The following is a 25377-nucleotide window of genomic DNA, read 5'->3' as shown; positions in this document are numbered from 1 at the left end:
GCCCGCGCCGCGCCTTGGGCGCCTCGGCACGGCGGGCGGCCAGGCGCTTGAGTAGTTCGGCAGCGGGTTCGTCGGCCGGGTCCTGCGGCACCAGTTCACCGCGGAAGGCCTTGGCAAGCAGGGCCGGCGTCAGCTGCCCGGCCTGCTTGCGCGCGGCGGCGCAGCGGGCTTCGACGCGGTCGGCGAAGGCGAACAGGGTTTCGACGCAGCGGACGATTTCGTGTTGCTCGGCGAGCGGCGGCAGCAAGAGCGGGAATTCTTTTACCTTCGATAGATTGAGGTTCGGCTGGTTACCGCCTTCCGCGAGTTCACGCATTTGCATGTAGTTCGCCTGAAGGACCAGCTTCACGTACCCCCGCAGTGCCATGTGCTCATCGACGACTACCGCAGCACAGGCCTGATTGATCGTCGCCGGCAACCCCAGCTCCGTGACCTGCCCCCTTGTCTTTCCTTCTCCATACATCGCCACCAACAGCGTGCCGACAGGAAATACCTTGAGCCTGTGCGCCGCTACGGCCTCATCAGTCACGAATTGCTCAGCCGCGATTACGACTGGCTGGGAGGTCGCAGCACTCGTGATCCAGGGCGTTCCGGTCTCCGCATAGAACGTGGAATTCGAGCGCAAGGGAGTAGAGCCGGTTGCCACTTGAGCGACGGACTGAATATCGGATGCCCTCCATGGAGGCATCACGTTCACTGCACGCCAATCTTCGGTCAGCCGGCCGGAGGTGGCGGCGGCAAGAACGGATTGGCGGAAGCGTTTGAGCAGGGCCGGGATGCGGTCGAGGCGATCGCGGCAGGCATCCACCCGCGCCAGCACGCTGTCGAGTTTGTCGGCGATGCGTTTTTGTTCGGGCCGTGGAGCTAGTGGTAGAGGAATCTCCTGAAAATGCGACCACTTCAAATTGTTGATGTTCACTCCACGCGCTAGCTGCGAGATCCCTGTCCGGTATGCATCTGACTTCAAGAACCAGCCAAGGTAGCGCGGATCCATTTCGGGAGACGGGCGCAACACACCACAGAATGCTCCGAACGAAGCCGAGACATCGCCCGCGACCTGCGCAGTCTTTCCGACAACGGAAATGCTGCCGCTTGACATGGCTATTACAACGTCGTTGGGCCTGAGCATCTGATTTTCCGACACGTTCTCGTCGGGAACGTAGACCAAATCGGTCTGCACCAACCTGCCCTGCTGGAGGTTGTTCGCCCGCAGTAGGGGGGTAAAGCCCGACGCAGCCGTATCGCGTGCTTGATCCTTCTTGTAGGTCACACCTCGGATCGGTTCCGCAACAACGGTTGGGCTGGTGATGGCCCACCCTTCCGGCAGCCCGCTCATTCCACCCCCTCCCCCAACGCCCCCATCAGCGCCCGCAACTCCGCCAGCGCCCCTTCCAACTCCCCCATCGCCTCGCGCGCCAGTTCCGCCGGCTCCGGCAGGTCGGCGGCGTCCTCGGCGTTGTCGTCCTTCAGCCAGGCGATGTCCAGGCTGTCGCCGCGCGCGCGGATCCAGTCGCGGCTGAAGCGGCGAAAGCGCCCCTGCTCGCCCTCGTCGATACGCGGGCTCGCGGCATACGCGGCTTCGAAGTCGGCGAAGTGGGCGCGGGTAAGCGGCGTGCGCTTGCCGAAGCGCGGCATGTTGGCGCGCAGGTCGTACACCCAGACTTCCTGCGTGCCGCCTTCGGCGTGCTGGCCGACCTTGTCGAAGAACAGCACGTTGGTCTTGACGCCCTGGGCGTAGAAGATGCCGGTGGGCAGGCGCAGGAGGGTGTGCAGATTGCACTTGTCCATGAGGTCGCGGCGGATCTCGGTGCCGACGCCGGATTCGAACAGCACGTTGTCGGGCAGCACCACCGCGGCGCGGCCGCCGTCCTTGAGGTGGCGGACGATGTGCTGCACGAAGGCGAGCTGCTTGTTGCTGGTGGCAAAGGTGAAGTCGTCACGGGTGGGGCCGCCGCCGCCCCGGGCGGTGCCGAAGGGCGGGTTGCTGAGGATGATGTCGCTCTTGGGCAAATCGGCGCCGGCGCCGCCGAGGGTGTTGCCCAGGTGCACCACGCCTTCGGCATCGCCCTCCATGCCGTGCAGCAGGCAGTTCATCAGCGCCAGGCGGCGGGTGCCGGGCACCAGCTCCATGCCGATGAAGGCCTTGTTGCGCTGGAAGCTGCGCTGCTTCTCGTCGAGGTCGTAGAGCTCGTCGGTACGCGCCTTGATGTGCGCGTCGGCGGCGATGAGGAAGCCAGCCGTGCCCGCTGCCGGGTCCTGGATGGTTTCGCCCGGTTTGGGATCGATGAGGGCGACGATGGTGTCGATGAGCGGTCGCGGGGTGAAGTACTGGCCGGCGCCGGACTTGGTCTCGGTGGCGTTCTTTTCCAGCAGGCCCTCGTAGAGGTCGCCGAGGCCGTCGCGGCGGGCGGAGAACCAGTCGATGGCGTCGATGCTCTTGACCAGTTGCTCGAGGTGGCGGGGTTCCTTGAGCCGGGTCTGGGCGTCGGCGTAGATGGCGGCGAGCAGCGGGTCGGTGCTCTTCGACAGCTCGAGCAGCGTGGCGCGGTAGTGGTTGAGCAGGTTGAGCCCGGAGAGCCGGGCGATGTCGGGCCAGCGCGCGCCCGCGGGCAGCTTGTGGCCGGACAGCACGCCGCTCTGGGTGTTCTCGTGCTCCATCTTGATGAACAGCAGCAGCACCAGCTCGGTGACGTAGTCGGAGTAGTTGATGCCGTCGTCGCGCAGCACGTCACACAGGTTCCAGAGCTTCTGGACGATCTCGTTGTTGCTCATGCTTTGACTTAAGACCTTGATTTTAAATGGCTAGACATCGCCCGCCGCCGGCCAGCGGATCTGATAGCGGGTCGAGCGTCCGCCGCCGGGCAGCTTTTGCAGGCATCCCTTGGCGACGAGATCGGCCAGATGGCGGGTGGCGGTGGCCTTGGAGACCTTGGCGACCGCCTGATATTGCGCGGCGCTGATGCCGTGCTCGAATCCGCCCCGCCCGCGCTGGTCGCCGTCGAGCAGGCGGTTGAGGACCTTGACCTGCTCCGGGCTCGCGACCTGCTCGCGGTGGCGATGCCAGAAGCGGCTCTTGGCGAGCACGCGGTCGATCTGCGCCGATGCCGACTCGATGGCGTGCAGCAGCGTGGCGAGGAACCAGTGCAGCCACGGTGTCAGATCGAGCGGCGCAGGCGCTGCATGCATCTTCTGGGCGGTTTCGAGTTGGGCGTAATAGCCCTTGCGGTCGGCAAGGATGGCGGCCGACATGGCGTAGAAACGGATGCTCTGCCGCTCGCTCTGCGCCAGCGCGAGATCGGTGAGCGCGCGGGTGATGCGGCCGTTGCCGTCGTCGAAGGGGTGGAGCGTGACGAACCAGAAATGCGCCAGCGCCGCACGCAGCAAGGGGTCGAGCGTGACATCAGCCTGGCTGGCGTTGAACCAGGCGACGAACCCGGCGACCCGGGCTTCCAGACCTTCGCGCGGCGGCGCCTCGAAATGCACGGTCGGGCGGTCGATGCGGCCAGAGACCACCTGCATGACGTCTGCTCCGCGCCAGTCGCCAATACGGATGCGGCGACCGAGAAAGCCTTCGAGCGAGCCCTCCTCGCCGGCGAAAAGCCAGGCGTGCCATTGCAGCAGGCGCGATTCGGTCAACGGCGCATCGAGGTTGGTCGTGGCGTCCAGCATGATTTGCGCGAGGCCCTCCGCGCGCGGCTCTGCCGGAGCGCTGTCGCTGTCCGCCAAACCCAGCCGGCGGGCGATGCTGGAGCGCACCGAGCCGACATTGAGCGTTTCGCCTTCGATGGCGCTGGAGTCGATGATGTTCTGCAGCAGCGCATCGAGCGTGAATTCCGCGCGCAGTTCCGGCTCGGAGCCCAGGGCGCGACCGAGCAGCGCCCCTTGGGCGAGCGTGACCTGGCGCAGCAGCGGTGCCAGTGCCTCGGCCTGCCAGGTGAAGTGCGGCCAGTCGGGGTGTTGCCAGATCCAGCGCGGCATCAGGGCCTTGCAAAGAAAACGGGTGAGCCGAATGCTAGCACTATTCGGCTCATTCAATATCGATTAATGAGCCGAATAAGAAGTCGATTCGGCTCATGCGCGCAGATGAGCACCGCGCTTCACGCCGCCGACGGCCATAGCGCATCGGCGAGGGTTTCGAGCACGATCTCCAGCCGGCCGCCGAGGCGGACGTCGAGCTGGTGCGCGCCACCGTCCTGGGCGAAGGCGCGATTGACGAAGTCGGCGTCGATGACGACCTCGTGGCCGAGCTGCCTGGCGAGGCGGTCGAGCCACTTGCGCTGCATCGGTGTCCACGGCGCAATCGCGTGGATGCGCGCCATGGCCTGGGCGACGCGCTGCTCGAAGGGGATGAGCGCCTCGCCGAGCGCGGCCTGGCGGATGTAGCCGACGATGCTGGCGGCGAGATCAACGTTGGTCTTGTTGCGCCAGGCGGTCTGCAGCCGGGCTTCGGCGTAGCCGTGGCGGTCGAGCAGCAGACGGACTTCCTTCAGTTGTTCGCGGGTGAGGTAGCGCGGGCGCCTGACCACCACCGCCAGCGCCACCGATTCGTTGAGCTGTTCGCGGACGAAGCGGCCGAAGGCGTCGAGGTAGTCCTCGGGCTTCTGGTAAGTGCCGTAGCTCTGCTCGCGCGCGACCAGTTCGTCGCGGTGCAGCGAGAGTAGCGGGCGGTAGCGGCTGCCGACCAGCACCTGCACGTCCTCGATCTGCTCGAGCAGGCCGGCCTGCGCGCGGAGGAAATCGGCGGCGCCCTGCGCGCCGAGCTGCTTCAGGTGCCGGTGCAGGGCGGCGGGCGGCACGCCCCAGTGCTGCTCGAGTTCGTCCAGGCGGGCCTTGAGCGCAGGCTTCTTCTCCGCCTTGTGCGTGGCGTCGCGCAGCACGCGCATCAGCTTCTGCGCGAGGGCGTCGAGTACGTCGTGGGCGTGGGTTCGTTCGTGCGCCAGATGCTCCCCGCTACCCGGCGCGGCGTGGCTGGCCGGATCGGCGAGCTCGGACACGAGCTGCGCCAGCGTGATGGCCGGATCCTTGACCAGCGGCTTCATGCTGCTGACGTCCTGCAGGTCGCGGTAGAGGTCGACCGGGTCGTAGATGCGGAACACGGTCTTGCCGATCTCGTCACAGCGTCGGGTGGCGCGGCCGATCATCTGCTCGTAGAGGATGCGCGAGCGCACCTTGCGCAGGAAGACGAGGTGGCAGATGCGCGGCACGTCGATGCCGGTGGTAAGCAGGTCGACGGTGATGGCGATGTTGGGATAGCGCTCGTTCTTGTAGCGCTTGATGAGCTCGGCCACACGGTCGGACTTGCCGGTGATCTTGCGCACCGCGGCTTCGGCGTAGGCCTCGCCATGCACCGCCTTGAAGGCGTCGTCGAGCAAGCGCTTGACCATGTCGGCGTGCAGGTCGGAGGCGCAGAAGATCATCGCCTTCTCCTCGCCGCAGGGGTCGAGCTCCTGTGCGAGCTGTTCGCAGATGACGCGGTTGAAGTCCTCGTTGATGACGCGGCGGTTGAAGGCGTCGACGTCGAAGGCAAGCTCGTCCTCGAGTTCGGACTGCTCGATTTCGCCGCTGCCGAGGTCGATGGCGCTGACCGTTTCGCCCCGTTCGAAGCGGATGCCGTTGCGGGTGAGCAGGGTCTCGTAGCGGATCGGCGGTTCGTGGTCGATCAGCCAGTCGTCGGCGACGGCTTCGCGGTACGAGTAGGTATAGACCGGTTTGCCGAAGATCTCGGTGGTGTGCCTGGCCGGCGTGGCGGTGAGGCCGATGCGGACCGCGTCGAAGTAGTCGAGCACGCGGCGGTAGGTGGACAGATATTGCGCCTGGTCGCGCACCGCCAGTTCGCCTTCGGTCATGTCCTGGTCGAGCGTGTAGCCGCGGTGGGCTTCATCGACGATGACGCAGTCGAAGGCGTCGATGGGCGGGGGCACGGTGGCCGCGTCGTCCGCCTGGAAGAGGCGCCGGACCATGGCCTGCACGGTGGCGACCTGCACGCGGGTCTCGGCCTCGACCGCCATGTCGCCGAGCGCGGCGACGTTGTAGATCTTCGACAGCGGCTGGTTCTGCTCCAGCAGGGCGTCGTCGAAGGCTTCCAGCGCCTGGTCGCCGAGCGCCGTGCGGTCGACCAGGAACAGGATGCGGCGGAAGCGCTCGGCCTTGAGCAGGCGGTACATCAGCCCGATGATGGTGCGCGTCTTGCCGGTGCCGGTGGCCATCGCCACCAGACAGCGCGAGCGGCCAGCGGCCAGGGCGTCCTCGACCGCCTGGATGGCGAGCTCCTGATAGGGGCGCAGGCGCAGGTAGGCGAAGCCTTCGTCGCGCAAGCTTTGTTCAGCCTTCTCCCGGCTGCGGGTGAGCTGGTCGAGCAGGCCTTGCGGCGAATGGAAGTCAACCAGCGGCCGAGCAAGGTTGGCCGGGCTGCGCAGGTCGCGGAACCAGGTGCCGCTGTGCTCGGCGAGCTGCGGCAGGTAGGGCCGGCTGCTGCTGGAGTAGGCGAAGGGCACTTCGAAGGCGCCGCCCTGCGCATCGGGCCAGCCCGCGCTGCGGCCTTCGAGCCGCCAGGCGGGCTCGAAGCCTTCGCGCTGTTCGAAGCCCGCGGCGTAGCGTTCGGCCTGCGGGATCTTGCCGGCGACGTGTTCGTTCTCGCGCTTGGCTTCGACCACCGCCAGCGGGGTGAGCCCGGCGAACAGCACGTAATCCGCCGCCTGCCGGCCGGTGGTGGGCCATTCGGCAATGGCGCGGTTGCGACCCTTGACCGGGCGGGCGCCGCGGGCATGGTGCAGGCGCTGGGTGTCGGCCTCCCAGCCGGCATCGACGAGCTGCTGGTCGATGAGGATGCGGGTGAGCTCTTCGCTGAGTTCGAGGTTGCGGGACGCGCGCTGGGTGCGGGTGGCGACCTGGCGCAGGGCTTCGGCACCGGCCTGGCGCGAGGCTGCGCGCGTGGCTTCGAGTTCGGCCTGCAGCGCGCGGAGACGCGCGTCGAACTCGGCCTCGAGCCTGTCGACGAGCGCGCTCTGTTCCTCGGCCAGCGCGAAGGCTGCGGCAGCGTCGGCCTGCATGCGCTCGGCCAGCGCGGCGTATTGCGCCTTCTCCTGCCGCATCAGCTCGGCGAGCTGCTGGTTGCTGTCGAGCGCCTGGTGCTGGCTCGCGATATCGGCGCGCAGGCGTTCGATCTCGGCCTGCAGCGCGCGCAGCTGCGCACTGGGGTCTTCGGGCGGCACGAAGGGGCCGGGTTTGAAGCGCTCGCCCTGCGGGCCAAAGCTCTGGTGGAACCACACCGCCAGCGCCCGCGCCACGCGCAGGCCGTCCATCGCCTCCTTGTGCAGGGTGCGGAACTGGTGGGTGGCCTTGTTGCCCTCGATGCGCAGCGTGTGAAACAGGCCGCGGATGGCGGGATCGAGGTTGATCTCGCGGCCGAGGCGGAACAGCAGGTCGGCCTGCGTGGTCGTGTCGTCGAACACGATGCCGACGCGGGCGGCAAGGTCCTGCGCGATGGCCTCGCCGAGCTGGCGCAGCTTGATCAGCGTGGTGTTGGGGTCGGCGGCAAAGACCTGCTCGGCGGTGGACGCCAGTTGCAGGAAGACCGGATCGTGCTCGGCAAGAAAGGAGAAGTTGCGCGAAGTGGCCATGCCCCGGGGTGTGGCGCCACCGGGGTGGCGCTTGCATACAGCATTGAGGCGAATGTAACCGAAAAGCCGCAACGGAGCGACGTGGCGCAGACGAGTAGCGCAGAGGGGGTGGGAAACAACGGATTGAGGCCACATCCGCGCGGACGCAGAATGATTCATCGACTCGTTCCCGGAATCGCCCATGTCCATCAGCGTCCTCGACCTGTTCAAGATCGGCATCGGTCCATCCAGCTCGCACACGGTCGGACCGATGCGTGCCGCACATGACTTCGCCGCGACGCTGGCGCAGCAGGGCCTGCTCGACCGCGTCTGCCGCATCGAGGTGAAGCTCTATGGGTCGCTGTCGGCGACGGGCATCGGCCACGGCACCGACCGTGCCGTCGTGGCCGGCTTGATGGGCGCGCGCCCGGACGAGGTCGAGCCGGACTTCCTCATCACCGCCGTCGACCGGGTGCGGCGCGACGGCGAGCTCGCGCTGATGGGCGCGCGCGCGCTGCCTTTCGACTGGGCGCGCGACATGCGGCTGTTGCCGGTGAGCCTGCCCTACCACCCGAATGCGCTGCGCCTCACCGCGTTCGATGGCGATGCACGCGCGATCCACGAGAACACCTACTACTCGGTCGGCGGCGGCTTCGTCGCGGACGAGGCGCAGGCGCGGGCCGGCAGCGGGGCCGAGGCCGACGTCGTGCTGCCCTACCCCTTCGACACCGGCGCCGAAATGCTCGCGCAATGCCACCGCCACGGCTTGCGCATCAGCGAGTTGATGCTGGCCAACGAAAGCGCCTGGCGCAGCGAGGCCGACACGCGCGCCGCGCTGCAACGCATCTGGGCCGCAATGCGCAGTTGCGTGGCGCGCGGCATCGCGCAGGAAGGCGTGCTGCCCGGCGGCCTCAAGGTTCGCCGTCGTGCCGCGGCCCTGCACCGCAAGCTCGCCGAGCGCGACACCGGTCACAACCTGATCAGCGACACCATGGTGGCGCTCGACTGGATCGACCTCTACGCGCTGGCCGTCAATGAAGAGAACGCCGGCGGCGGCCGGGTCGTGACCGCGCCCACCAACGGCGCGGCCGGCATCATTCCGGCGGTGCTGCACTACTACATGGATTTCATGCCCGGCAGCGGCGAGCACGACGTCGAGACCTTCCTGCTCGCGGCCGCGGCCGTGGGCGCGCTGTGCAAGAAGAACGCGTCGATCTCCGGCGCCGAGGTCGGCTGCCAGGGCGAGGTGGGCTCGGCCTGCGCGATGGCGGCCGCGGGCCTGGCCGAGGTACTGGGCGGCACGCCCGAGCAGGTCGAGAACGCTGCCGAGATCGGCCTCGAGCACAACCTGGGGCTGACCTGCGACCCGGTCGGTGGCCTGGTGCAGATTCCCTGCATCGAACGCAACGCGATGGCCGCGGTCAAGGCGATCAACGCCGCCCAGCTCGCCCTGCGCGGCGACGGCGCACACGCGATCTCGCTCGACCAGGTGATCCTGACGATGCGTGACACCGGCCGCGACATGCTGGACAAGTACAAGGAAACCTCGCGCGGCGGCCTGGCCGTCAGCTTCCCGGCGTGCTGAGTCATTCCCGGACGACGATCCGGCAACAGGACACCCGAAGATGGAACTGAAGTGGCTGGAAGACTTCCTCAGCCTGGCCGAGAGCGGCAGCTTCTCGCGCTCGGCCGAGCAGCGCCACGTGTCGCAGCCGGCCTTCTCGCGCCGCATCCGCGCGCTCGAGGCCTGGCTGGGCGTGGCGCTGGTCGACCGCAGCACCTATCCGACCCGGCTGACCGAAGCCGGCGAGGCCTTCAAGGGGCCGGCGATCGACCTGCTCAACCGCCTGCATGCGGCGCGGGCGCAGGTGCGCGGTCACCAGGCCATCGCCAGCGATGCGCTGGTGGTTGCCGTGCCGCATACCCTCGCCTTCGCCTTCTTCCCGGCCTGGCTGGGACGGCTGAAGCAGAGCTTCGGCGAGGTGCCCACGCGCCTGGTGGCGGGCAATGTCCATGATGTGGTGATGATGCTGGCCGAAGGCGGCTGCGACCTGCTGCTGTGCTACCACCATCCGGCCCACCCGGTGTGGCTGGACCCGGCGCGCTTCGAGGGGCTGTCCCTGGGCGTCGAGCACGTCCGCCCCTACCTGCCGCGCCAGCACACGGGCAATGCGAACTGGCAGCTGCCCGGCACGGCCAGGGCGCCGATCCCCTTCCTGCGCTACGGACCGAACACCTACCTGCGGCGCATGGTCGACACCATCCTCGACCGTGCCAGCCAGCCCGCGCACCTTGCCCTGCAGTACGAGTCGGACATGGCCGAGAGCCTGAAGGCGATGCTGCTGGCCGGCCACGGCCTCGCCTTCCTGCCGGCAAGCGCGGTGAGCCGCGAGCTGGCGCGCGGCGAGGTCGTGAGCGCGGGCGGACCGGAGTGGAGCCTGGACATGGAGGTACGCCTGTACCGCGATCGCGCGAACCGGCGGCCCGAGCTGAACCGCCTGTGGGACCACCTTGCAACGCAGGCCGGCCATCCGGATCGGCCGGCCGACCCGTACAAGGGCGTCGCACCGCAAGGTCATGCATGAAACGCATGACCCGATGAGGCAACGGCATGTGCCTGCACGATCGCAAGGCACAGAATTCGTGCATCACCCAACCCCCGGAGGGACGAACATGAGCGCGACACCCCAGACTCAGCAAGACCTTGACCGCATTGCCGGCCTGTCCTACCTGAACCCGGCGGCACCGGAACCGTGGGCCAGCTTCGTCGAACAGATCGAGCGCGTGCGCCCCTACCTGGGTTCGCTGGAACGCTGGATCGAGACGCTCAAGCATCCGAAGCGCACCCTGATCGTCGATGTGCCGATCGAGCGCGACGACGGCACCGTGGCCCACTACGAGGGCTACCGCGTGCAGCACAACCTGTCGCGCGGACCCGGCAAGGGCGGCGTGCGCTTCCACCCGGACGTGACCCTGAACGAAGTGATGGCACTGGCCGGCTGGATGACGATCAAGAACGCCGCGGTCGGCCTGCCCTTCGGCGGCGCCAAGGGCGGCATCCGCGTCGATCCGAGCAGCGTCAGCAAGGGCGAACTGCAGCGCATCACGCGCCGCTACACCTCCGAGATCGGCATCATCATCGGCCCCGACAAGGACATTCCCGCGCCTGACGTCGGCACCAACGCGATGACGATGGCGGTGATGATGGACACCTTCTCGATGAACCGTGGCGGCACCGCTACCGGCGTCGTCACCGGCAAGCCGATCGCACTGGGCGGCAGCCTCGGGCGGCAGGAAGCAACCGGGCGCGGGGTGTTCATCACCGCGCGCGAGGCAGGCCGCCAGATGGGTGTGCCGATCGAAGGCGCGCGGGTGGTGGTGCAAGGCTTCGGCAACGTCGGCGGCATCGGCGCGCGACTGTTCCACGCGGCCGGCGCGCGTGTGATCGCAGTCGCCGATCACACCGCAACGCTGGTGAACGAAGCTGGCATCGACATCCCGGCGGCGATGGCACACGCCGCAGAAAACGGCGGCCTGAAGGGCTTTGCAGGCGCCTCGCCGATCGACATCGAGGATTTCTGGCGGCTCGAGTGCGAGTTCCTGGTCCCGGCCGCACTCGAAGGGCAGCTCACGGTCGAGCGCGCCGCTGGCGTACGTGCCCGCATCGTGGTCGAAGGCGCCAACGGCCCGACGACCCCGGCGGCGGACGACGTGCTGCGCGAGCGCGGCACCCTCGTCGTGCCCGACGTGCTCGCCAACGCGGGCGGCGTGACCGTGTCGTATTTCGAGTGGGTGCAGGACTTCTCGAGCTTCTTCTGGACCGAGGACGAGATCAACGAGCGCCTCGAACGCATCATGGTCGGCGCCTTCTCTGCGATCTGGAAGCTCGCGCAGGAAAAGCACGTTTCGCTGCGGACCGCTGCCTTCATCATCGCCTGCCAGCGCGTGCTGGAAGCGCGCGCCGAGCGCGGGCTTTACCCCTGATCGGACGTACGCAGTCCAGCAAAAGAGGAACGGGGCCGCAAGGCCCCGTTCCTCTTTTGCTGGACTAGAACGACAGAGACATCAGCCGCGCAACAGGCTGGGGGCCTGCTGGCCCGGCGGCGTGGCGGCATCGCGTGCGACGGCAGCCTGTTCGACGTCGCGGTAGGCCTCTACGGCGCGCTGCGCCGTGTAGCTGACCTGCCCATCCTCAGCCGGCGCCCCCTGCACGGCCGCAGCCGCCCGGGCTTCGGGCGTGTTCTGATCGGGCTGCGCGGGACGACTGGCCTGGCTGCGCGCCGCATCACTGAGCGTGACGACGGCACTGGCTGGTTCCGAAGCAGCAGGCGAAGCCGGCGCGTCGGGCCGCGTCGGCGCCTGCAAGGCGCGGGGATCGGTGATCCGCGCCTCGGACTGGCGCATCAGCTCGCGCGGCTGCATCGCGGCACTGCTCGAGATTCCGTCCATGGCTACACCTCGTCGGGTTCGTTACGACTGACAGTTTAGACCTGCCGGTCACCGGATACGACAACAAACCGCACACATCGATCCAGGATGCGCCTAGCCAGCGCGAGGCATCCTGTCACGACATCGAAGCGCCCGAGCGACGCAAGCCCCTCTAGAATGAAGTATGCATGTCACCAGGAACGGGAAACGACGATGAATGCGACGATCCGCTTCGCCAGCCTGCTGCTCGGCACGACCCTGCTATCCCTCCCCGCTTACGCGGACGAGATCGACTGCAGCGGCAGCATGGGCGCCGTCTCCATCGACGGCGACATCCGCGTGCCCTTGGGCCGCACCTGCACGCTGAACGGCACGCGCGTCGACGGCAACGTCAGGGTTGCCCGCGCAGCCACCCTGCTGGCCCGCGACGTGAAGGTCGAGGGCAACATCCAGGCCGAGGGCGCACGCCAGGTGTCCTTGCTTGGCGGCTCCTACGTGGGCGGCAATGTCCAGCTCGAACAGGGCAGTTCGGTGAAGGTGGATACCGCCGAGGTCGACGGCGACATCCAGCTGTTCTCGAACAGCGGCGCGGTGCATGTGAATCGCAACCGGGTGGATGGCAACCTGCAGTGCAAGTCGAACCAGCACCCGATCACCGGCGGCGGCAACCGCGTGCGCGGCAACAAGGAGGATCAGTGCGCCGGGCTGTGACGCGCGCTGTTCAGGGTGCCGTGCCCGACGGCGCTGCAGGGGAGAACGCCTGCCGGAACTCGGAGGGCGTGAGCCCCTGGTGCCGCGCGAAGAAGCGCGAAAAGTAGGCCGGATCGCGGAAGCCGAGGGAGTAGCCGATGCCGGTCACGTCGAGATCGGAATACGCGAGCAAGCGTCGCGCCTCCAGCAGCAGGCGTTCGTGGATCAGGTTCTGCGCATTGGTGCCGGCCTCGCGCCGGCAGCTCGCGTTGAGCTGCTGGGGCGACACGCCCAGGCGCTGCGCGTAGAAGCTCACCGGCTGCCAGTCGCGGAAGTGCTGCTCGATGAGCATGTGGAAGCGCTCCACGCGCTGCCGGATGCGGTCCTGCGACGCGCGCTCGGCGGTTGCCCCGCCGGCGCGGGCAAGCTCCACCACCACCAGTCCGAGGATCGCCATCAGCATGCTGATGCGCCCGGGCTGATGGCCCGCGTACTCCCGTCCGAACTGCTCGAAGCGCAGTCGCATGCGTTCGACACTTTCCTCGCCCTCGGCCAGCGGCAGGTAGCGCAGCGAGTCGAATGCCACCCGCAGATCAGGCGAAAGTACAAGCAATTCGCCCAGCAGCGCCTGCGGCAGCGTCACGATGTGCCCCACCATGTCGGGCGAAAAGCGAAAGCCATGGATGTGACGCGCCGGCACCATGACCAGGCACGGCGTCTGCAGCTCGAAGCTGCGCGTCTCGAAGGTCATGCGCGCCTCGCCCGATAGCAGAAACACGATCTGCATCAAGCCGTCATGGCTGTGGGGAGTGATTTCCCAGTCATGCAGCGCGCTGCGCGCGGCGATCGTCTCGTAGTGCACCGGCTCGGGCGTCGGCCACAGTTCCTTTTCGCCGAACAGCTTGTAGGTGGGCACGCCGGGCAGGGCCATCGCTTCGTCCTTGATCCATGTAAACAAGCGCACAGTCAGCATGCCACGACTTTCTAAAAGTACAAGCATTCACGATGTGGAGTTCAAGCGGGGCGACATTCCGATACTTATAGTTCAGTCCGTCCCCGCGACAACAATCCCACGAACGGAGAGAGACTCATGCAAACACAAGTCGGCATCATCGGCGGCGGCCCCTCGGGCCTGTGCCTCGCCCGCCTGCTCAGCCTGTCGGGCATCAAGAGCGTCATCCTCGAGCGCCAGGACCGCGCCTACGTCGAAGCCCGCATCCGCGCCGGCATCCTCGAGCAGGGCATGATCGACCTGATGCGCCGCGCCAAGGTGAGCGAGCGCATGGACAAGGAAGGCCTGGTCCACGACGGCATCGTGCTGACCTTCAACGACCGCGAAGAGCGCATCGACATGAAGTCGCTCACCGGCGGCCAGCAGGTCATGGTGTACGGCCAGACCGAGCTGACCAAGGACCTGTACGACGCGGTGCTGAAGGACGAGAACATCACCGTCATCTTCAACGCCAGCGACGTGCGCCCGATCAACTTCCTCGAAGGCAAACCGCAGCTGCAGTTCTTCAAGGACGGCCAGCAGATCACGGTCGACTGCGACTACATCGCCGGCTGCGACGGCTACCACGGTGCCTCGCGCGCCTCGGTGCCGCGCGACATGATCACCGAGTACGAGCGCATCTACCCCTTCGGCTGGCTGGGCCTGCTGTCCGACACCCCGCCGGTGCACGAAGAGCTGATCTATGCCAACCACAAGCGTGGCTTCGCACTGTGCTCGCAGCGTTCGCACACCCGCAGCCGCTACTACCTGCAGGTCGGCCTGGACGAGAAGGTCGAGGACTGGTCCGACGAGCGTTTCTGGGAAGAGCTGAAGAAGCGCCTGCCCGAGCACATCGCCGCCAAGCTCGTCACCGGCCCCTCGCTCGAGAAGAGCATCGCCCCGCTGCGCTCCTTCGTCACCGAGCCGATGCGCTTCGGCAACATGTTCCTGGTCGGCGACGCCGCCCACATCGTGCCGCCGACCGGTGCCAAGGGCCTGAACCTGGCCGCGTCCGACATGTACTACCTGTCGACCGCACTGATCGCCCACTACACCGAAGGCCGCGACGACCTGCTCGACCGCTACTCGGAGACTGCGCTGCGCCGCGTCTGGGCCGCCGTGCGCTTCTCGTGGTGGTTCACCTCGATCATGCACAAGTTCAACGACGACCCAATCGAGCACAAGATCCAGATCGCCGAGCTGGACTACCTGATGAGCTCGACCGCCGGCAAGACGACCATCGCCGAGAACTACGTCGGCCTGCCGTTCGACCCGACCTTCAAGTAAGCCTCATCGCGCGCCGGAAAGCGGCGCCGCATGCCAGAACGGGCGTCACCCACAAGGTGTCGCCCGTTTTTTCGACTTGAAACGCGTCAGTTATTCATGCTGTGAACTAAGCCCATTGCGATACCGGGATAGGCAATCACCAGGCCCAGTACCACCAACATTGCCAGTACGAAAGGCATGCTGCCAGCGAACACCTCGGTCATCGGTCCCACCCGTGCGCCGTCCATACGCGTGCGCAGGCCCTGCATCACGAAGAGGTTCATGCCGACCGGCGGCGTAATCAGCGAGAGCTCGACAAGGATCACCGCCAGCACACCGAACCACACCAGATCGACCCCCGCCATCTTGAGGATGGGCAGCAGGATCGGCAGGGTGCAGACGATCATCGCCATGCTCTCCATGAACATCCCCAGCACGATGAAGATCAGGGCGATGATCAGGATGAGCTGCAGCTGGCTCAGGCCCAGGCCAGCGATCCAGTTCGAGATCGCCGCGGGCACGCCACCGAGCGTGAGTACGAACTGCAGCACGAACGCCGACGCCACAACCAGCAAGACCATGCTCGTTGTCGACGCGGTGGCGATAAAGACCTCGCGCAGCATGATGCGACTCACACGCCCCTTGATGAGGGCCATCAGGAAGGCCCCCACCGAGCCAAAGGCCGCGGCCTCGGTCGGGGTCGCGACGCCCGCGTAGATCGTGCCCAGCACCATGCCCATCAGGAAGATCACCGGCAGCACCGCCACCAAGCCCCCCAGCCGCTCCGCCCAGTTCACCTTCAGATCGAGGCGCGGTGCCTTGTGCGGTGCAAATAGCGCGGCGCCGAAGATGACCACCATGAAGGCCAGCATCATCAGCAATCCAGGGACGACACCCGCCATGTAGAGCTGGGCGATCGAGACCTCGGCCATGATCGCGTAGATGATCATGATCACGCTGGGCGGAATCAGGATGCCGAGAGTGCCACCGGCGCTGATCGAACCCACGGCAAGCTTCTCATCGTAGCCATGGCGGCGCATCTCCGGCAGCGCGACTGCGCCGATGGTGGAGGTTGTCGCGACGCTCGAACCACAGATGGACGAAAACAGGCCGGAGGCCAGCACGTTCGAGTGCAGCAGTCCGCCTGGCACACGCCCCATCCACTTGGTAAGGATGGTGTACAGTTCCTCGGTCACCCCGCTACGCAACAGCAACTCACCCATCAGGATGAACAGCGGGACAACGATCATGCCGCTGTTGCTGAAGCTGTTCCACGGGATCTGGCCGAAAAAGCTCGAAATGTCGCCGATGTGCAGCGCACCGGTAATCGCGGCGGTCAGCCCGAGCGCGCTCGCGACATGAAAACTCAGCGCAAACAGGCTGAAGAGAACCAGCAATGAAGTTACAACGATGGCGATCATGTCATTGTCCTTGGCTGTAAGTAGAACCACGGACGCCGACGCGGGCGGCAAGGAACGCATCCAGCAATGCGACGGTTGCCGTTAGCGCAAAAATCAACATGCCGAAGGTCGATACCGCTTGGGGAATGTAGAGCTGCATCTCGATGATGGACTGCGGCAACATGGCCCCGATGTCGTAGGACTCCATCGTCATCACGTAGAACGCGTAAGCGAGCAACCACCCTAGCGATGCGAGGCCGAATAAGGCGAAGATGTCGAACACACGCCTTGCCGCTCGCGGCAACAAGGGCAGCACCACGTCGGAACGGACATGCGTTCCTGCATTCACACCCAGCGCGAGCGCCCAAGTTGCGCCCAATGCGAGCACCATCGCGGCGATCTGGTCCGATACGCCGGTAAACGGGCCGCCGAGCGTACGGCTAAGCCCATCGGCGGTCATGTAGAAAGCGAGCAGCAGAAACAGCAAGCCACTCACCCAGGCCATCCACAAGGCCAGACGCGCCAGCAGTCGTCTGAAAAATGTCACGGGAGTCCCCCTGTGAAAGCCCCCGGGGCAGCGCGAACGCCGGCCAGGGGGTGAATCGGGTCAATCGGTTCAGCTCAGGGTGTAACCCACGATCGGCGCGATGAACTCGTTGAAGGCCGCCTTTGCCTTCGGTCCGGAGCGTCCCGCCCACCACGGCACGATATTCTCGGCGGAGATCTTGGTGAGGCGCGGAACCCACTCCGGCTTGGCCTCGCGCGTCAGGACCATGCCCTTCTCAAGGGCGTACTCGAAGCCCAGGGTGTCGTTGTCGCGCCCCAGTTGCCAGCCCAGATCGGTCAGTTCCTTGCTGACGTCCGTGAAGATGCTCCGCAGGTCGGCAGGTATTTTTGCCAGGCTACGCGACCCCATCACGATGTAGGAACCCATCGGCGGGATGTTCACGTTCGTCATGTACTTGGTGACCTCCCACAGGCTGCTCGCCTTGACATGCTCGGTCCCGGTGATTGCGCCGTCGATCACGCCGCGCTGCAGGGACGGGTATACATCGGCTGTTGTCATGCTCAGGGGCTCGGCACCGAGCTCCGTCAGGAATCGCGCCTGTGCGGGGGCGAACACGCGGATCTTCTTGCCCTTGAAGTCTTCCAGGGTCTCCAGCGGGAACTTGGTGTACATGAACATGGTGGACCAGCAGAACGAGCCGACGATGCGTCCCCCGATCACGACTTCGTTCTTCGCCACCACGTTCTCCGTCCACACGTCATAGAGCTGACGTGACTGCTCGAAACTGGTGGAGATGCCCGGCAGGTCGCAGGCCTCGATCAGCGGGAAGTCACTCGCCACGTAGCCCGGCAGGACTTCCGCCATGTCGATCACGCCGCTCTTGAGTACACGCAGCATCTCGGGGCCACCAAGGCCAAGCTCGCCGATGGTGGTGATCTCGATGGCCAACCGCCCCTGGCTGCGCGCCGCAACCTGGTCCTGCAACCACAGCCACTTCTTGTATGACTCGCCGTTGCGGTGCTGCACTACGGCCTTCAGCGTCATCGCCTTGTCCGCGGCAAAGCCGCTTCCGGCGAAGCCCGTCGCGGCCGCTGCGGCAGCCATACCTCCACAGCCTTTCAGAAAACGTCGACGGCTCAGGGCGTCGCTCATCAGAGGGTGTGAATGCTTGATCATGGTGTCTCCTTTTGATGGTTATGATTGAACCGGCGCCCGCAGCGCTCCCGGGAACTGCAGGCATGGCTCCCCCCGCCCGACGACGCGCGGGCGGGAGCCACCTCTCAGGCAGCGCTCAATAAGTCGCGCGACCGCCGGAGAGGTCGAATGTCGCGCCCGTGGTGAACGAACATTCTTCCGATGCGAGCCAGGCCACCATGTTGGCAACCTCCTCGGGAAGGCCGGGACGGCCCATCGGTACTTTGGCCAGCAGTGCCGCCCGCAACTCGGGCGACATCTGCTCCACCAGCGCGGTCTTGACTGCCGCGGGTGCGACGGCATTGACGCGAATGCCAGTGCGGGCGAGTTCTTTACCTTGCGACTTGACCAAGGCGATGACGCCGGCCTTGGCGGCCGAGTAAGCAGCCTGATCGGCATTGCCTTCCTTGCCGGCAATCGAGGCGATGTGGACGATCCGTCCATACCCGCCCCGCAACATCGGCTTTACCACTGCACGCGAGCACAAGAAGGCGCTACGTAGATTGATGGCCAGGGTGCTGTCCCATTCATCAACACTGACTTCATGCACCGGTCGCGACGGGCCGGTCACCCCGACTCCATGCACAAGAACGTCCAGCCGGCCGAAATGCGCACAAATTTCTCCGACGACGCGCTCGACGTCGGCCGCATCGGTGGCGTTGCACCGCAACGCCAGGGCTCCCGGAAATTCGTCCGCCAATGTCTGGATTCGAGCCAGATCACGATCGATCAAGGCCAAGGCCATGCCATCCCGCACCAAGCGGCGCGCAATCGCCGCGCCGATACCCCCTCCGGCGCCCGTGATCAGAGCCACCTTGCCCTGCGTGTCCTCGCTGCTCATGCCGGCACCCTACGCGCGGCATCGACCGTCCGGTAATGCGCGATCGTCAGTGCGACCCCTTCCGCGAGCGACGTTCGCGGGCGATTCGGAAAGAAGTCATCGAGCTCCGCCTCGCTTTGTCCGATCGCAATCGGCAGCGGCGGCCCTTCGGCACTCACGCGGGCATCGGGCACGATGCGACGGATCTCCACCAGCACGTCGTCCACGCTAGCCGTCTCGCCCACGAAGTTGCATACCCGCGCGCCCTGCGGCTTGCCAAGCACGGCATGGACAAAGGCTGCCGCCACGTCCTCCACATACACCAGCCCGGACGAACCGGTAAAGGGCAGCACATACGGTTCGCCCTGCGCGGCCGCCTTGCACGCCAGCGTTGGTCCGGCACTGAGGCCGGTATCACGCCCCGGGCCATACACCACGAAGGGCCGGAAACCAACGCTCGCGATACCGTGATCGTGCCAGTAGGCCCGCGCCGAACCTTCACAGGCGAGCTTGAAGGCACCGTAGTGCGTCGTAGGCTCCGGTACCTGCCCGCTATGCGGTCCGAACACACCCGCGCTACCCGCATAAATCACCGCGCCAATACCATGGCGGCGCGCCGCTTCGAACGCATTCAAGGTACCGATCAGATTGACCTCGGCCCCCAAGACCGGGTCCGCCGCACACGCCGGCGTCAGCACTCCAGCCAGGTGGATGATCCCTTGGCAGCCTTCTGCGGCAAGCAAGACGTCATCGCGATTGCGAATGTCACCGACCACCCACACCAGATCACGCGCCACATGCTGCCCGGCGATCTCCGCCATCCGGTGGCGGTTGTTGGTGACATCGAACACGCGCGGCTCGACACCCCGTTCGACCAGCTGGCGGACAATCCAAGCGCCGAGGAAGCCGCTGCCGCCTGTTATAAGTATTCTCACTTCACCTCCTTGAATTTTTTATCGATTCTAGGAAAAGCGAGCGGGCGGGGAACTAGGCGAAACGCAAGGTGCAAGCTTGCGTCTCGCAAACTTGCTGGCAGACCTCCTGGCGATCAGACGGCCAGGGTCGCCGCACCGGCCCGTCCCGGGTCGGCACACACCTCATGGACCAACTGGCGTAGCCAACGATTGCCCGGATCGAGATGAAAGCGCTCGTGCCAGTACTGCATGACGGTGAACGGCGGAATCGGCACCGGACACGGATGGACATCCAGCCCGGACATCTGTGCCAGGGTATATCCGGTCAGACTCGGAACCGTCGCAATCAGGTCGCTGCCGGAGATCATCGCGGGCAGCCCCAGGTAGACAGGGATCTCCACGCACACCTTGCGTTGCACCTGATGGCGGGCCATTGCGGCCGTTAGCATCGCGTGTCCCGTGCCATGCGGAATATCGACATGCTCCGCCTCTGCATACAGGTCGACACCGAACCGCGAACGGATGATCGGGTGCTCCGGGCTCACCAAGCAGACCCAGCTCTGATCGAACAAGGCCTGCTGGTAGAATCCAGTTTCGAGGGTCGGGATATAGCCCAGTGACAGATCCGCCTCACCGCTTGCAAGCAGGCTCGACGCGTTGCCATCGAGCTTGACCGCTTCCAGCCTCACCTGCGGCGCCCTGCGGCGCAGGAGTGCAAGTATCCTGGGCAGCAGCGTCAGTATCGCGCCGTCACTCAGGCACACGCGGAAACGCCGGCTGGCTGCCCGCGGATCGAACGCATCGGGCTCCCTCGTCAGCGCATACATGGCCGCCAGGGCGCTGCGCACGAGCGGCATCATCGTCTCGACGCGCGGCGTCGGCTGCATGCCCGCCGGCGTTCTGACGAACAGCGGATCACCGGTCAGCTCGCGCAGGGCTCCCAGCCAGATGCTCATCGTCGGAGCGCTCTGCCCGAGCACCTCGGCGGTGTGGCTGAGCCTGCGGGTACTGTAGAGAACGTCCAGAAAGCGGAGGTACTTGACGTCGACCAAGGGCGCTTCATGAAGCGCCCCAGGGGGCGCTGCGCTCGCGGGAATGCTGCCCATGCTAATGCCCCCTGCTCAGAACAACGCCCGGATCTCGCTCAAGGTGTCGACCCGGGTCACATGCCCGGCCAGCGCCCCGAGCTGCAGATCGCTCATCCGGTAGGCGACAACCCGCGCGCCCGCAGTCAGTCCAGCCTGCACACCGGGCAGGCTGTCCTCGACCAGCAGGCACCGATCGATCGCCACGCCCATGCGCTGCGCAGCCACCTCGATCAGACGCGGGTCCGGTTTCCACGCCTCAACTTCGAAGGCACTGACGATCCGCCCTTCGAAATGCGGCAGCAGCCCGGTCACCGCCAAGCAGGTCTCGATCTTGCTGACGGGCCCGTTCGACGCCACACATTTCTCGATCTCCAGGCCACTCACCAACGCCAGCGCACCAGGCATGGCCTTGAGCCGCTGACGGAACACCACCGGCGTACGTGCGCGAAAGTGCGCCGTGAGAGCCTGCGCATCCAGCACCGGAAACGCCTGACACAGTTCGTCGACCACTGTCGCAAAGCGCCGGCCGTGAAAGCGTGGCATCAGCTCAGCCGCGCTCAGCCTCACGCCGGCTTCCGCCAGCAGTTCCAACACGATCTCGACGGCCAGCCCTTCACTGTCAACCAGCGTGCCGTCGCAATCGAATATCACCCCATCGATCTTCATTCGTCCTCCTGAAGGCCGCTACCGACCTCGTTGACTTTGCCACTGCGCAGCCCTGTTACACCGCAGACATCATGCACGCGTTGCAGTTACTTCTGAAATATGTTTTCATTTTGGAACTGCATTTCAATTTTTACAAAAACGGGCTTCACGGAGACGATACATGAGCCACCCCCTTCAGTCCCTCAGCGGCGAAACCCGTGTCCTCGCGATCATGGGTGACCCGATTGCACAGGTGAAATCGCCCGCAGGCGTTACCGCGACCTTGCACGAACGGGGCGTGAATGCAGTCATGGTGCCGGTCCATGTCAGCCCGGCCGACCTCGCCACGCTGGTGAGCGGCATCAGCCTTGCCAAGAACTTCGACGGCATCAGCATGACCGTGCCGCACAAGTTCGCCGCCCACGCGCTGTGTGCCACCGCCACCGATCGTGCGAATTTCCTGAGCGCCTGCAACATCATGCGCCGCAACCCTGACGGCAGCTGGCATGGCGACATGTGTGATGGCGAAGGCTTCGTTGCCGCGGCGCGCGCGGTGGGCTGTCAGCCCGAAGGCAAGCGCGCTCTGTTGGTCGGCGCCGGTGGCGCAGGCTCGGCCATCGCCCTGGCTCTGCTCGACGCCGGCGTCTCCGAACTGGCCGTGCATGACGGTGACACCCAACGTTGCGATGCCTTGATCACCCGCCTGCGCAGCGTGCATGGCGACAAGGTCATCGCCGGCAGCAATGACCCGAGCGGCTTCGACGTCATCGTCAACGCCACGCCCGCCGGCATGCGCGCCGATGACCCACTGCCGGTTCAGGCCGACAAGTTCGTCGCGGGCATGTTCGTCGGCGACGTGATCACCGTACCTGCCGTCACACCGATGATCCAGGCCGCGCGGGACAAGGGCTGCCTGACGCAGATCGGCACCGGCATGTTCGCTGCCGTGCGCGATCGGATGATCGACTTCCTGCTCGAAGCCGGTCCACTGGCCCGCTGAGCGTCTACCGCGTCCCTTCGGGGCGGGCGCCCTGGCCAAGCCGGCAGGCCACAGAACTCCTCCGCCCGCCCCATCTTTTTGCTCGAACCGGATCAATCCGATGAACGCTGCGACCGCCTCTGCCTCACCCGTTTCCAACGCGCCCATCGAAGTCGACCTGCTGGTGGTCGGCTCCGGAGCAGGCGGCCTGTCGAGCGCAGTGGTCGCCGCCGAGCTCGGCCTGAAAGTCCTGGTGGTCGAGAAGGAATCCGTCTATGGCGGCACCTCGGCCTGGTCGGGCGGCTGGCTATGGATTCCGCGCAATCCGCTGGCTGTGGAAGCCGGTATCGTCGAAGACATCGAGGTGCCACGCACCTATCTGCGCAATGAACTGGGCGAGCACTACGACGCCGACCGCGTCGATGCTTTCCTGACGCATGGCCCGCGCATGGTGGACTTCTTCCGCAAGAAAACCACCGTGCAGTTCATCGACGGCAACCTGATCCCCGATTTCCACGGCAAGCAGCCAGGCGCGGCTACCGGCGGACGCTCGGTGTGCGCGGCACCGTTCGACGCACGCGAACTTGGGGCGCACGTCAAGCGTCTGCGTCCGCCGCTGGACCTCATCGCACCCTGGGGCATGGGCATCGCATCGGGGACCGACCTGCGTCATTTCATGAACAGCCTGCGGTCGTGGGAATCCTTCCGCCACGTTACCCGCCGCGTACTGGTGCATTTCATGGATCTGCTCCTCCACCGCCGCGGCATGAGGCTGGTCAACGGCAACGCCCTGGTCGCGCGGCTGGCCAAGTCCGCATTCGATCGCGACGTGCGGATCTGGACCGATAGTCCGGTGCGCGAGTTGATCGTCGAGAATGGCAAGGTGCATGGCGCCTTGGTGAGCACGGCATTCGGCGGTGCCCCACGCGGCGACATCGAAGTTCGCGCCCGTTGTGGCGTAGTGCTGGCCGCTGGCGGCTTTCCGCACGATCCCAAACGGGCTCAACGCTTGTTTCCACATACACCGACAGGACGCGAGCACTGGTCCGCCGCGCCTTTCAGCAACACCGGCGACGGTCTGCGCCTGGGCGAAAGCGCGGGCGGCACGGTCCCGGACACACTGCCGGCGGCCGGCGCCTGGGCGCCCGTGTCTCGCGTGGAACGCAAGGACGGCAGCGTAGGTCATTTCCCGCATCTGATCGAGCGTGCCAAGCCGGGCATCATCGCCGTGCGCCGCGACGGCAACCGCTTCGTGAATGAAGCCGGGTCCTACTACGACTTCATTTCTGCGCTATTCGCCACCACACATCAAGGCGACGCGGCAGAAGCCTGGTTGCTGTGCGACCACCGCTTCATCCGTCGCTACGGGCTGGGCCGTGTGCGTCCCGCACCTTTTCCGCTCGGCCCCATGCTGCGCTCGGGCTACCTGAAACGCGGCGACAGCATCGAAGCGCTGGCACATGCCTGCGGCATCGACGCAGCCGGCCTAGCTGCGACCGTGGCGCAATACAACCGCTACGCCCAGCGCGGCGAAGACCCCGCCTTTGGTCGTGGCGATACCCCATACAACCGCATCAATGGCGACGCAGGCCATCAACCGAACCCCTGCGTCGCCCCGATCGAAAGCGGCCCCTACTACGCGGTTCACGTGCTGCCCGGCAGCCTGGGCACCTTTGCCGGCCTGCGCACCGACGCCGCGGCCCGCGTGCTGGATGCCGACGGCCAGCCCATCGACGGCCTGTACGCCTGCGGTGCGGACATGTCGAGCGTGATGGGCGGGCGCTATCCAAGCGGTGGCATCACGTTGGGTCCGGCAATGACCTTCGGCTACATCGCAGCTCACCACGCAGCAGGTGTCGCGCTGGAAGGTGCCCCCGCATCTACGCAATGCCATGCCATGACGGGCAGCGCTCCGCACATCCCGCACGAAACCGTTGCCGTCTGGAGGCCTGACGAAAGCAGCGAACGCCGCCGCGCATGACACCCCCTAATAACCACAACACGGAAGAGACAATGATCCCCACCCCCGCCCTACCGCCGTTTTCCCTGTCGCAGCTCACCGCGTTGGACCACAAACCGCCACAACTTGTCGAACTGGCGGCACGCTGCGGCTACAGCCACGCCGGCATCCGGCTGCTGCCCGCGGCGCCTGGCGGCGCCGCCTATCCGCTGATGGACGACGAAGCACTGCTGCGGGAAACACTTGCGCGTATTGCCGATACCGGCGTGAAGATCTTCGACCTGGAGATGATCCGTCTGAATGCCGACTTCGATCCGGCGCAGTACACGCGCTTCTTCGAGGTGGGCCAACGCCTGGGAGCGCAATGCATATTGGTCGCCTGCGACGACGCCGACCGCGCGCGTCTGATCGACTCTTACGCCCGGCTGTGCGAAGCCGCAAAGCCCTACGGGTTGTCGGGCGACCTCGAGTTCATGCCCTGGACCGCCGCGCCGGGTATCCACGACGCCATCGAAATCATTTCCGCAGCCCGGCCGGGCAACGGCGGCATCCTCATCGACGCACTACATTTCGACCGCTCCGGCGGCACGCTGGCCGACCTCGACGGGCTCCCGCGCGAATGGTTGCACTACGCACAGATCTGCGACGGTCCCGCCGAACGGCCGACCACCACGGAGGGCCTGATCCATGCCGCACGCTGCGAGCGGCTACTGCCGGGCGAAGGCGCGATCGACCTCGCCGGCATCTGGAAGTCGTTGCCGGCGGATCTGCCGGTGGGCGTCGAGATTCCGAACGACGCACGCGTTCCCCTGGTCGGTGTCGAGCACTGGGCCCGCAGTGCGCTCGAAGCCGCCAAGGCCATCGTGATCCAAGCCAGAACCGCTGCCTGACACACC

The 25377-nt window shown here is 66.1% G+C and carries 21 protein-coding genes; 8 read left to right on the top strand and 13 right to left on the bottom strand.

Annotated elements, in window-relative coordinates; genetic code table 11:
* The 4 genes from C664_RS11800 to hsdR all read right to left on the bottom strand — a co-directional run.
* Positions 1 to 1336 (bottom strand): restriction endonuclease subunit S (locus tag C664_RS11800; RefSeq protein ID WP_004260111.1); only part of this gene is annotated, 1336 nt, incomplete at its 3' end.
* Positions 1333 to 2772, bottom strand: coding sequence for a class I SAM-dependent DNA methyltransferase (locus tag C664_RS11795; protein ID WP_004260110.1), 1440 nt, complete (start codon positions 2770 to 2772; stop codon positions 1333 to 1335). The genes C664_RS11800 and C664_RS11795, both read right to left, overlap by 4 nt.
* A 30-nt stretch (positions 2773 to 2802) precedes the next feature.
* Positions 2803 to 3978 carry a Fic family protein gene (locus C664_RS11790; RefSeq protein WP_004260109.1) on the bottom strand — a complete coding sequence of 392 codons (1176 nt, stop codon included), beginning with the start codon at positions 3976 to 3978 and terminating at the stop codon, positions 2803 to 2805.
* 119 nt (positions 3979 to 4097) lie between these two features.
* Positions 4098 to 7619, bottom strand: a complete 3522-nt coding sequence (gene hsdR / locus C664_RS11785) for a type I restriction-modification system endonuclease (RefSeq protein ID WP_004260108.1) — start codon at positions 7617 to 7619, stop codon at positions 4098 to 4100.
* Positions 7620 to 7800: 181 nt separating this feature from the next.
* On the opposite strand from hsdR, the gene C664_RS11780 reads away from it, so the two are divergent.
* The 3 genes from C664_RS11780 to C664_RS11770 all read left to right on the top strand — a co-directional run bounded on the left by C664_RS11780 (position 7801) and on the right by C664_RS11770 (position 11582).
* Positions 7801 to 9183: an L-serine ammonia-lyase gene (locus C664_RS11780; RefSeq protein ID WP_004260107.1), complete on the top strand. Its 1383-nt coding sequence runs from the start codon at positions 7801 to 7803 to the stop codon at positions 9181 to 9183.
* Positions 9184 to 9223: 40 nt separating this feature from the next.
* Complete coding sequence (locus C664_RS11775) at positions 9224 to 10183, top strand: LysR family transcriptional regulator (protein ID WP_004260106.1); 960 nt, start codon at positions 9224 to 9226, stop codon at positions 10181 to 10183.
* Positions 10184 to 10271: 88 nt separating this feature from the next.
* Positions 10272 to 11582, top strand: a complete 1311-nt coding sequence (locus C664_RS11770; protein ID WP_004260105.1) for a Glu/Leu/Phe/Val family dehydrogenase — start codon at positions 10272 to 10274, stop codon at positions 11580 to 11582.
* 81 nt (positions 11583 to 11663) lie between these two features.
* On the opposite strand, the gene C664_RS11765 is transcribed toward C664_RS11770, so the two are convergent.
* Complete coding sequence (locus C664_RS11765; protein WP_004260104.1) at positions 11664 to 12047, bottom strand: hypothetical protein; 384 nt, start codon at positions 12045 to 12047, stop codon at positions 11664 to 11666.
* A gap of 192 nt (positions 12048 to 12239) precedes the next feature.
* Here C664_RS11765 and C664_RS11760 point away from each other — a divergent pair, with 192 nt between their 5' ends.
* Complete coding sequence (locus C664_RS11760) at positions 12240 to 12737, top strand: hypothetical protein (RefSeq protein WP_004260103.1); 498 nt, start codon at positions 12240 to 12242, stop codon at positions 12735 to 12737.
* A 10-nt stretch (positions 12738 to 12747) separates the two neighbouring features.
* Here C664_RS11760 and C664_RS11755 read toward each other — a convergent pair whose 3' ends face one another.
* Positions 12748 to 13689 (bottom strand): helix-turn-helix domain-containing protein, encoded by a 942-nt coding sequence (locus C664_RS11755; protein ID WP_004260102.1) that lies wholly within the window; start codon positions 13687 to 13689, stop codon positions 12748 to 12750.
* 117 nt (positions 13690 to 13806) lie between these two features.
* Here C664_RS11755 and pobA point away from each other — a divergent pair, with 117 nt between their 5' ends.
* A complete protein-coding gene (gene pobA / locus C664_RS11750) occupies positions 13807 to 14994 on the top strand; it encodes a 4-hydroxybenzoate 3-monooxygenase (RefSeq protein ID WP_004260100.1) in 1188 nt (395 codons plus the stop codon).
* Between the two features lie 86 nt (positions 14995 to 15080).
* Here pobA and C664_RS11745 read toward each other — a convergent pair whose 3' ends face one another.
* The 7 genes from C664_RS11745 to C664_RS11715 form a co-directional block, all read right to left on the bottom strand.
* On the bottom strand, positions 15081 to 16394 hold the full coding sequence (locus tag C664_RS11745) for a TRAP transporter large permease (RefSeq protein ID WP_004260098.1): 1314 nt from the start codon (positions 16392 to 16394) through the stop codon (positions 15081 to 15083).
* A gap of 1 nt (position 16395) precedes the next feature.
* Positions 16396 to 16920, bottom strand: a complete 525-nt coding sequence (locus C664_RS11740) for a TRAP transporter small permease subunit (protein WP_004260096.1) — start codon at positions 16918 to 16920, stop codon at positions 16396 to 16398.
* 69 nt (positions 16921 to 16989) lie between these two features.
* Positions 16990 to 18033, bottom strand: coding sequence for a TRAP transporter substrate-binding protein DctP (dctP, locus tag C664_RS11735; protein WP_269745297.1), 1044 nt, complete (start codon positions 18031 to 18033; stop codon positions 16990 to 16992).
* A 139-nt stretch (positions 18034 to 18172) separates the two neighbouring features.
* Positions 18173 to 18916, bottom strand: coding sequence for an SDR family oxidoreductase (locus C664_RS11730; protein ID WP_004260091.1), 744 nt, complete (start codon positions 18914 to 18916; stop codon positions 18173 to 18175).
* Positions 18913 to 19830 carry an NAD-dependent epimerase/dehydratase family protein gene (locus tag C664_RS11725; protein WP_038011612.1) on the bottom strand — a complete coding sequence of 306 codons (918 nt, stop codon included), beginning with the start codon at positions 19828 to 19830 and terminating at the stop codon, positions 18913 to 18915. The genes C664_RS11730 and C664_RS11725 overlap by 4 nt, the downstream gene beginning before the upstream one ends.
* A gap of 113 nt (positions 19831 to 19943) precedes the next feature.
* The gene (locus C664_RS11720; RefSeq protein WP_004260085.1) at positions 19944 to 20861 is read right to left on the bottom strand and encodes a LysR family transcriptional regulator; all 918 of its coding nucleotides are present in this window, start codon (positions 20859 to 20861) and stop codon (positions 19944 to 19946) included.
* A 69-nt stretch (positions 20862 to 20930) separates the two neighbouring features.
* Entirely contained in the window at positions 20931 to 21563 is a 633-nt protein-coding gene (locus C664_RS11715) for an HAD-IA family hydrolase (RefSeq protein WP_004260081.1), read from the bottom strand.
* Between the two features lie 160 nt (positions 21564 to 21723).
* On the opposite strand from C664_RS11715, the gene C664_RS11710 reads away from it, so the two are divergent.
* The 3 genes from C664_RS11710 (at position 21724) to C664_RS11700 (ending at position 25371) form a co-directional block, all read left to right on the top strand.
* Positions 21724 to 22542, top strand: a complete 819-nt coding sequence (locus C664_RS11710) for a shikimate dehydrogenase family protein (protein ID WP_004260077.1) — start codon at positions 21724 to 21726, stop codon at positions 22540 to 22542.
* Positions 22543 to 22642: 100 nt separating this feature from the next.
* A complete protein-coding gene (locus C664_RS11705) occupies positions 22643 to 24502 on the top strand; it encodes an FAD-dependent oxidoreductase (protein WP_004260074.1) in 1860 nt (619 codons plus the stop codon).
* Between the two features lie 32 nt (positions 24503 to 24534).
* Positions 24535 to 25371 carry a sugar phosphate isomerase/epimerase family protein gene (locus tag C664_RS11700; protein WP_004260072.1) on the top strand — a complete coding sequence of 279 codons (837 nt, stop codon included), beginning with the start codon at positions 24535 to 24537 and terminating at the stop codon, positions 25369 to 25371.
* Positions 25372 to 25377: the final 6 nt, after the last annotated feature.

Source organism: Thauera sp. 63, from assembly GCF_000310165.2.
Lineage (GTDB): Bacteria > Pseudomonadota > Gammaproteobacteria > Burkholderiales > Rhodocyclaceae > Thauera > Thauera humireducens.
This window is presented reverse-complemented; position numbering and strand designations above follow the sequence as displayed.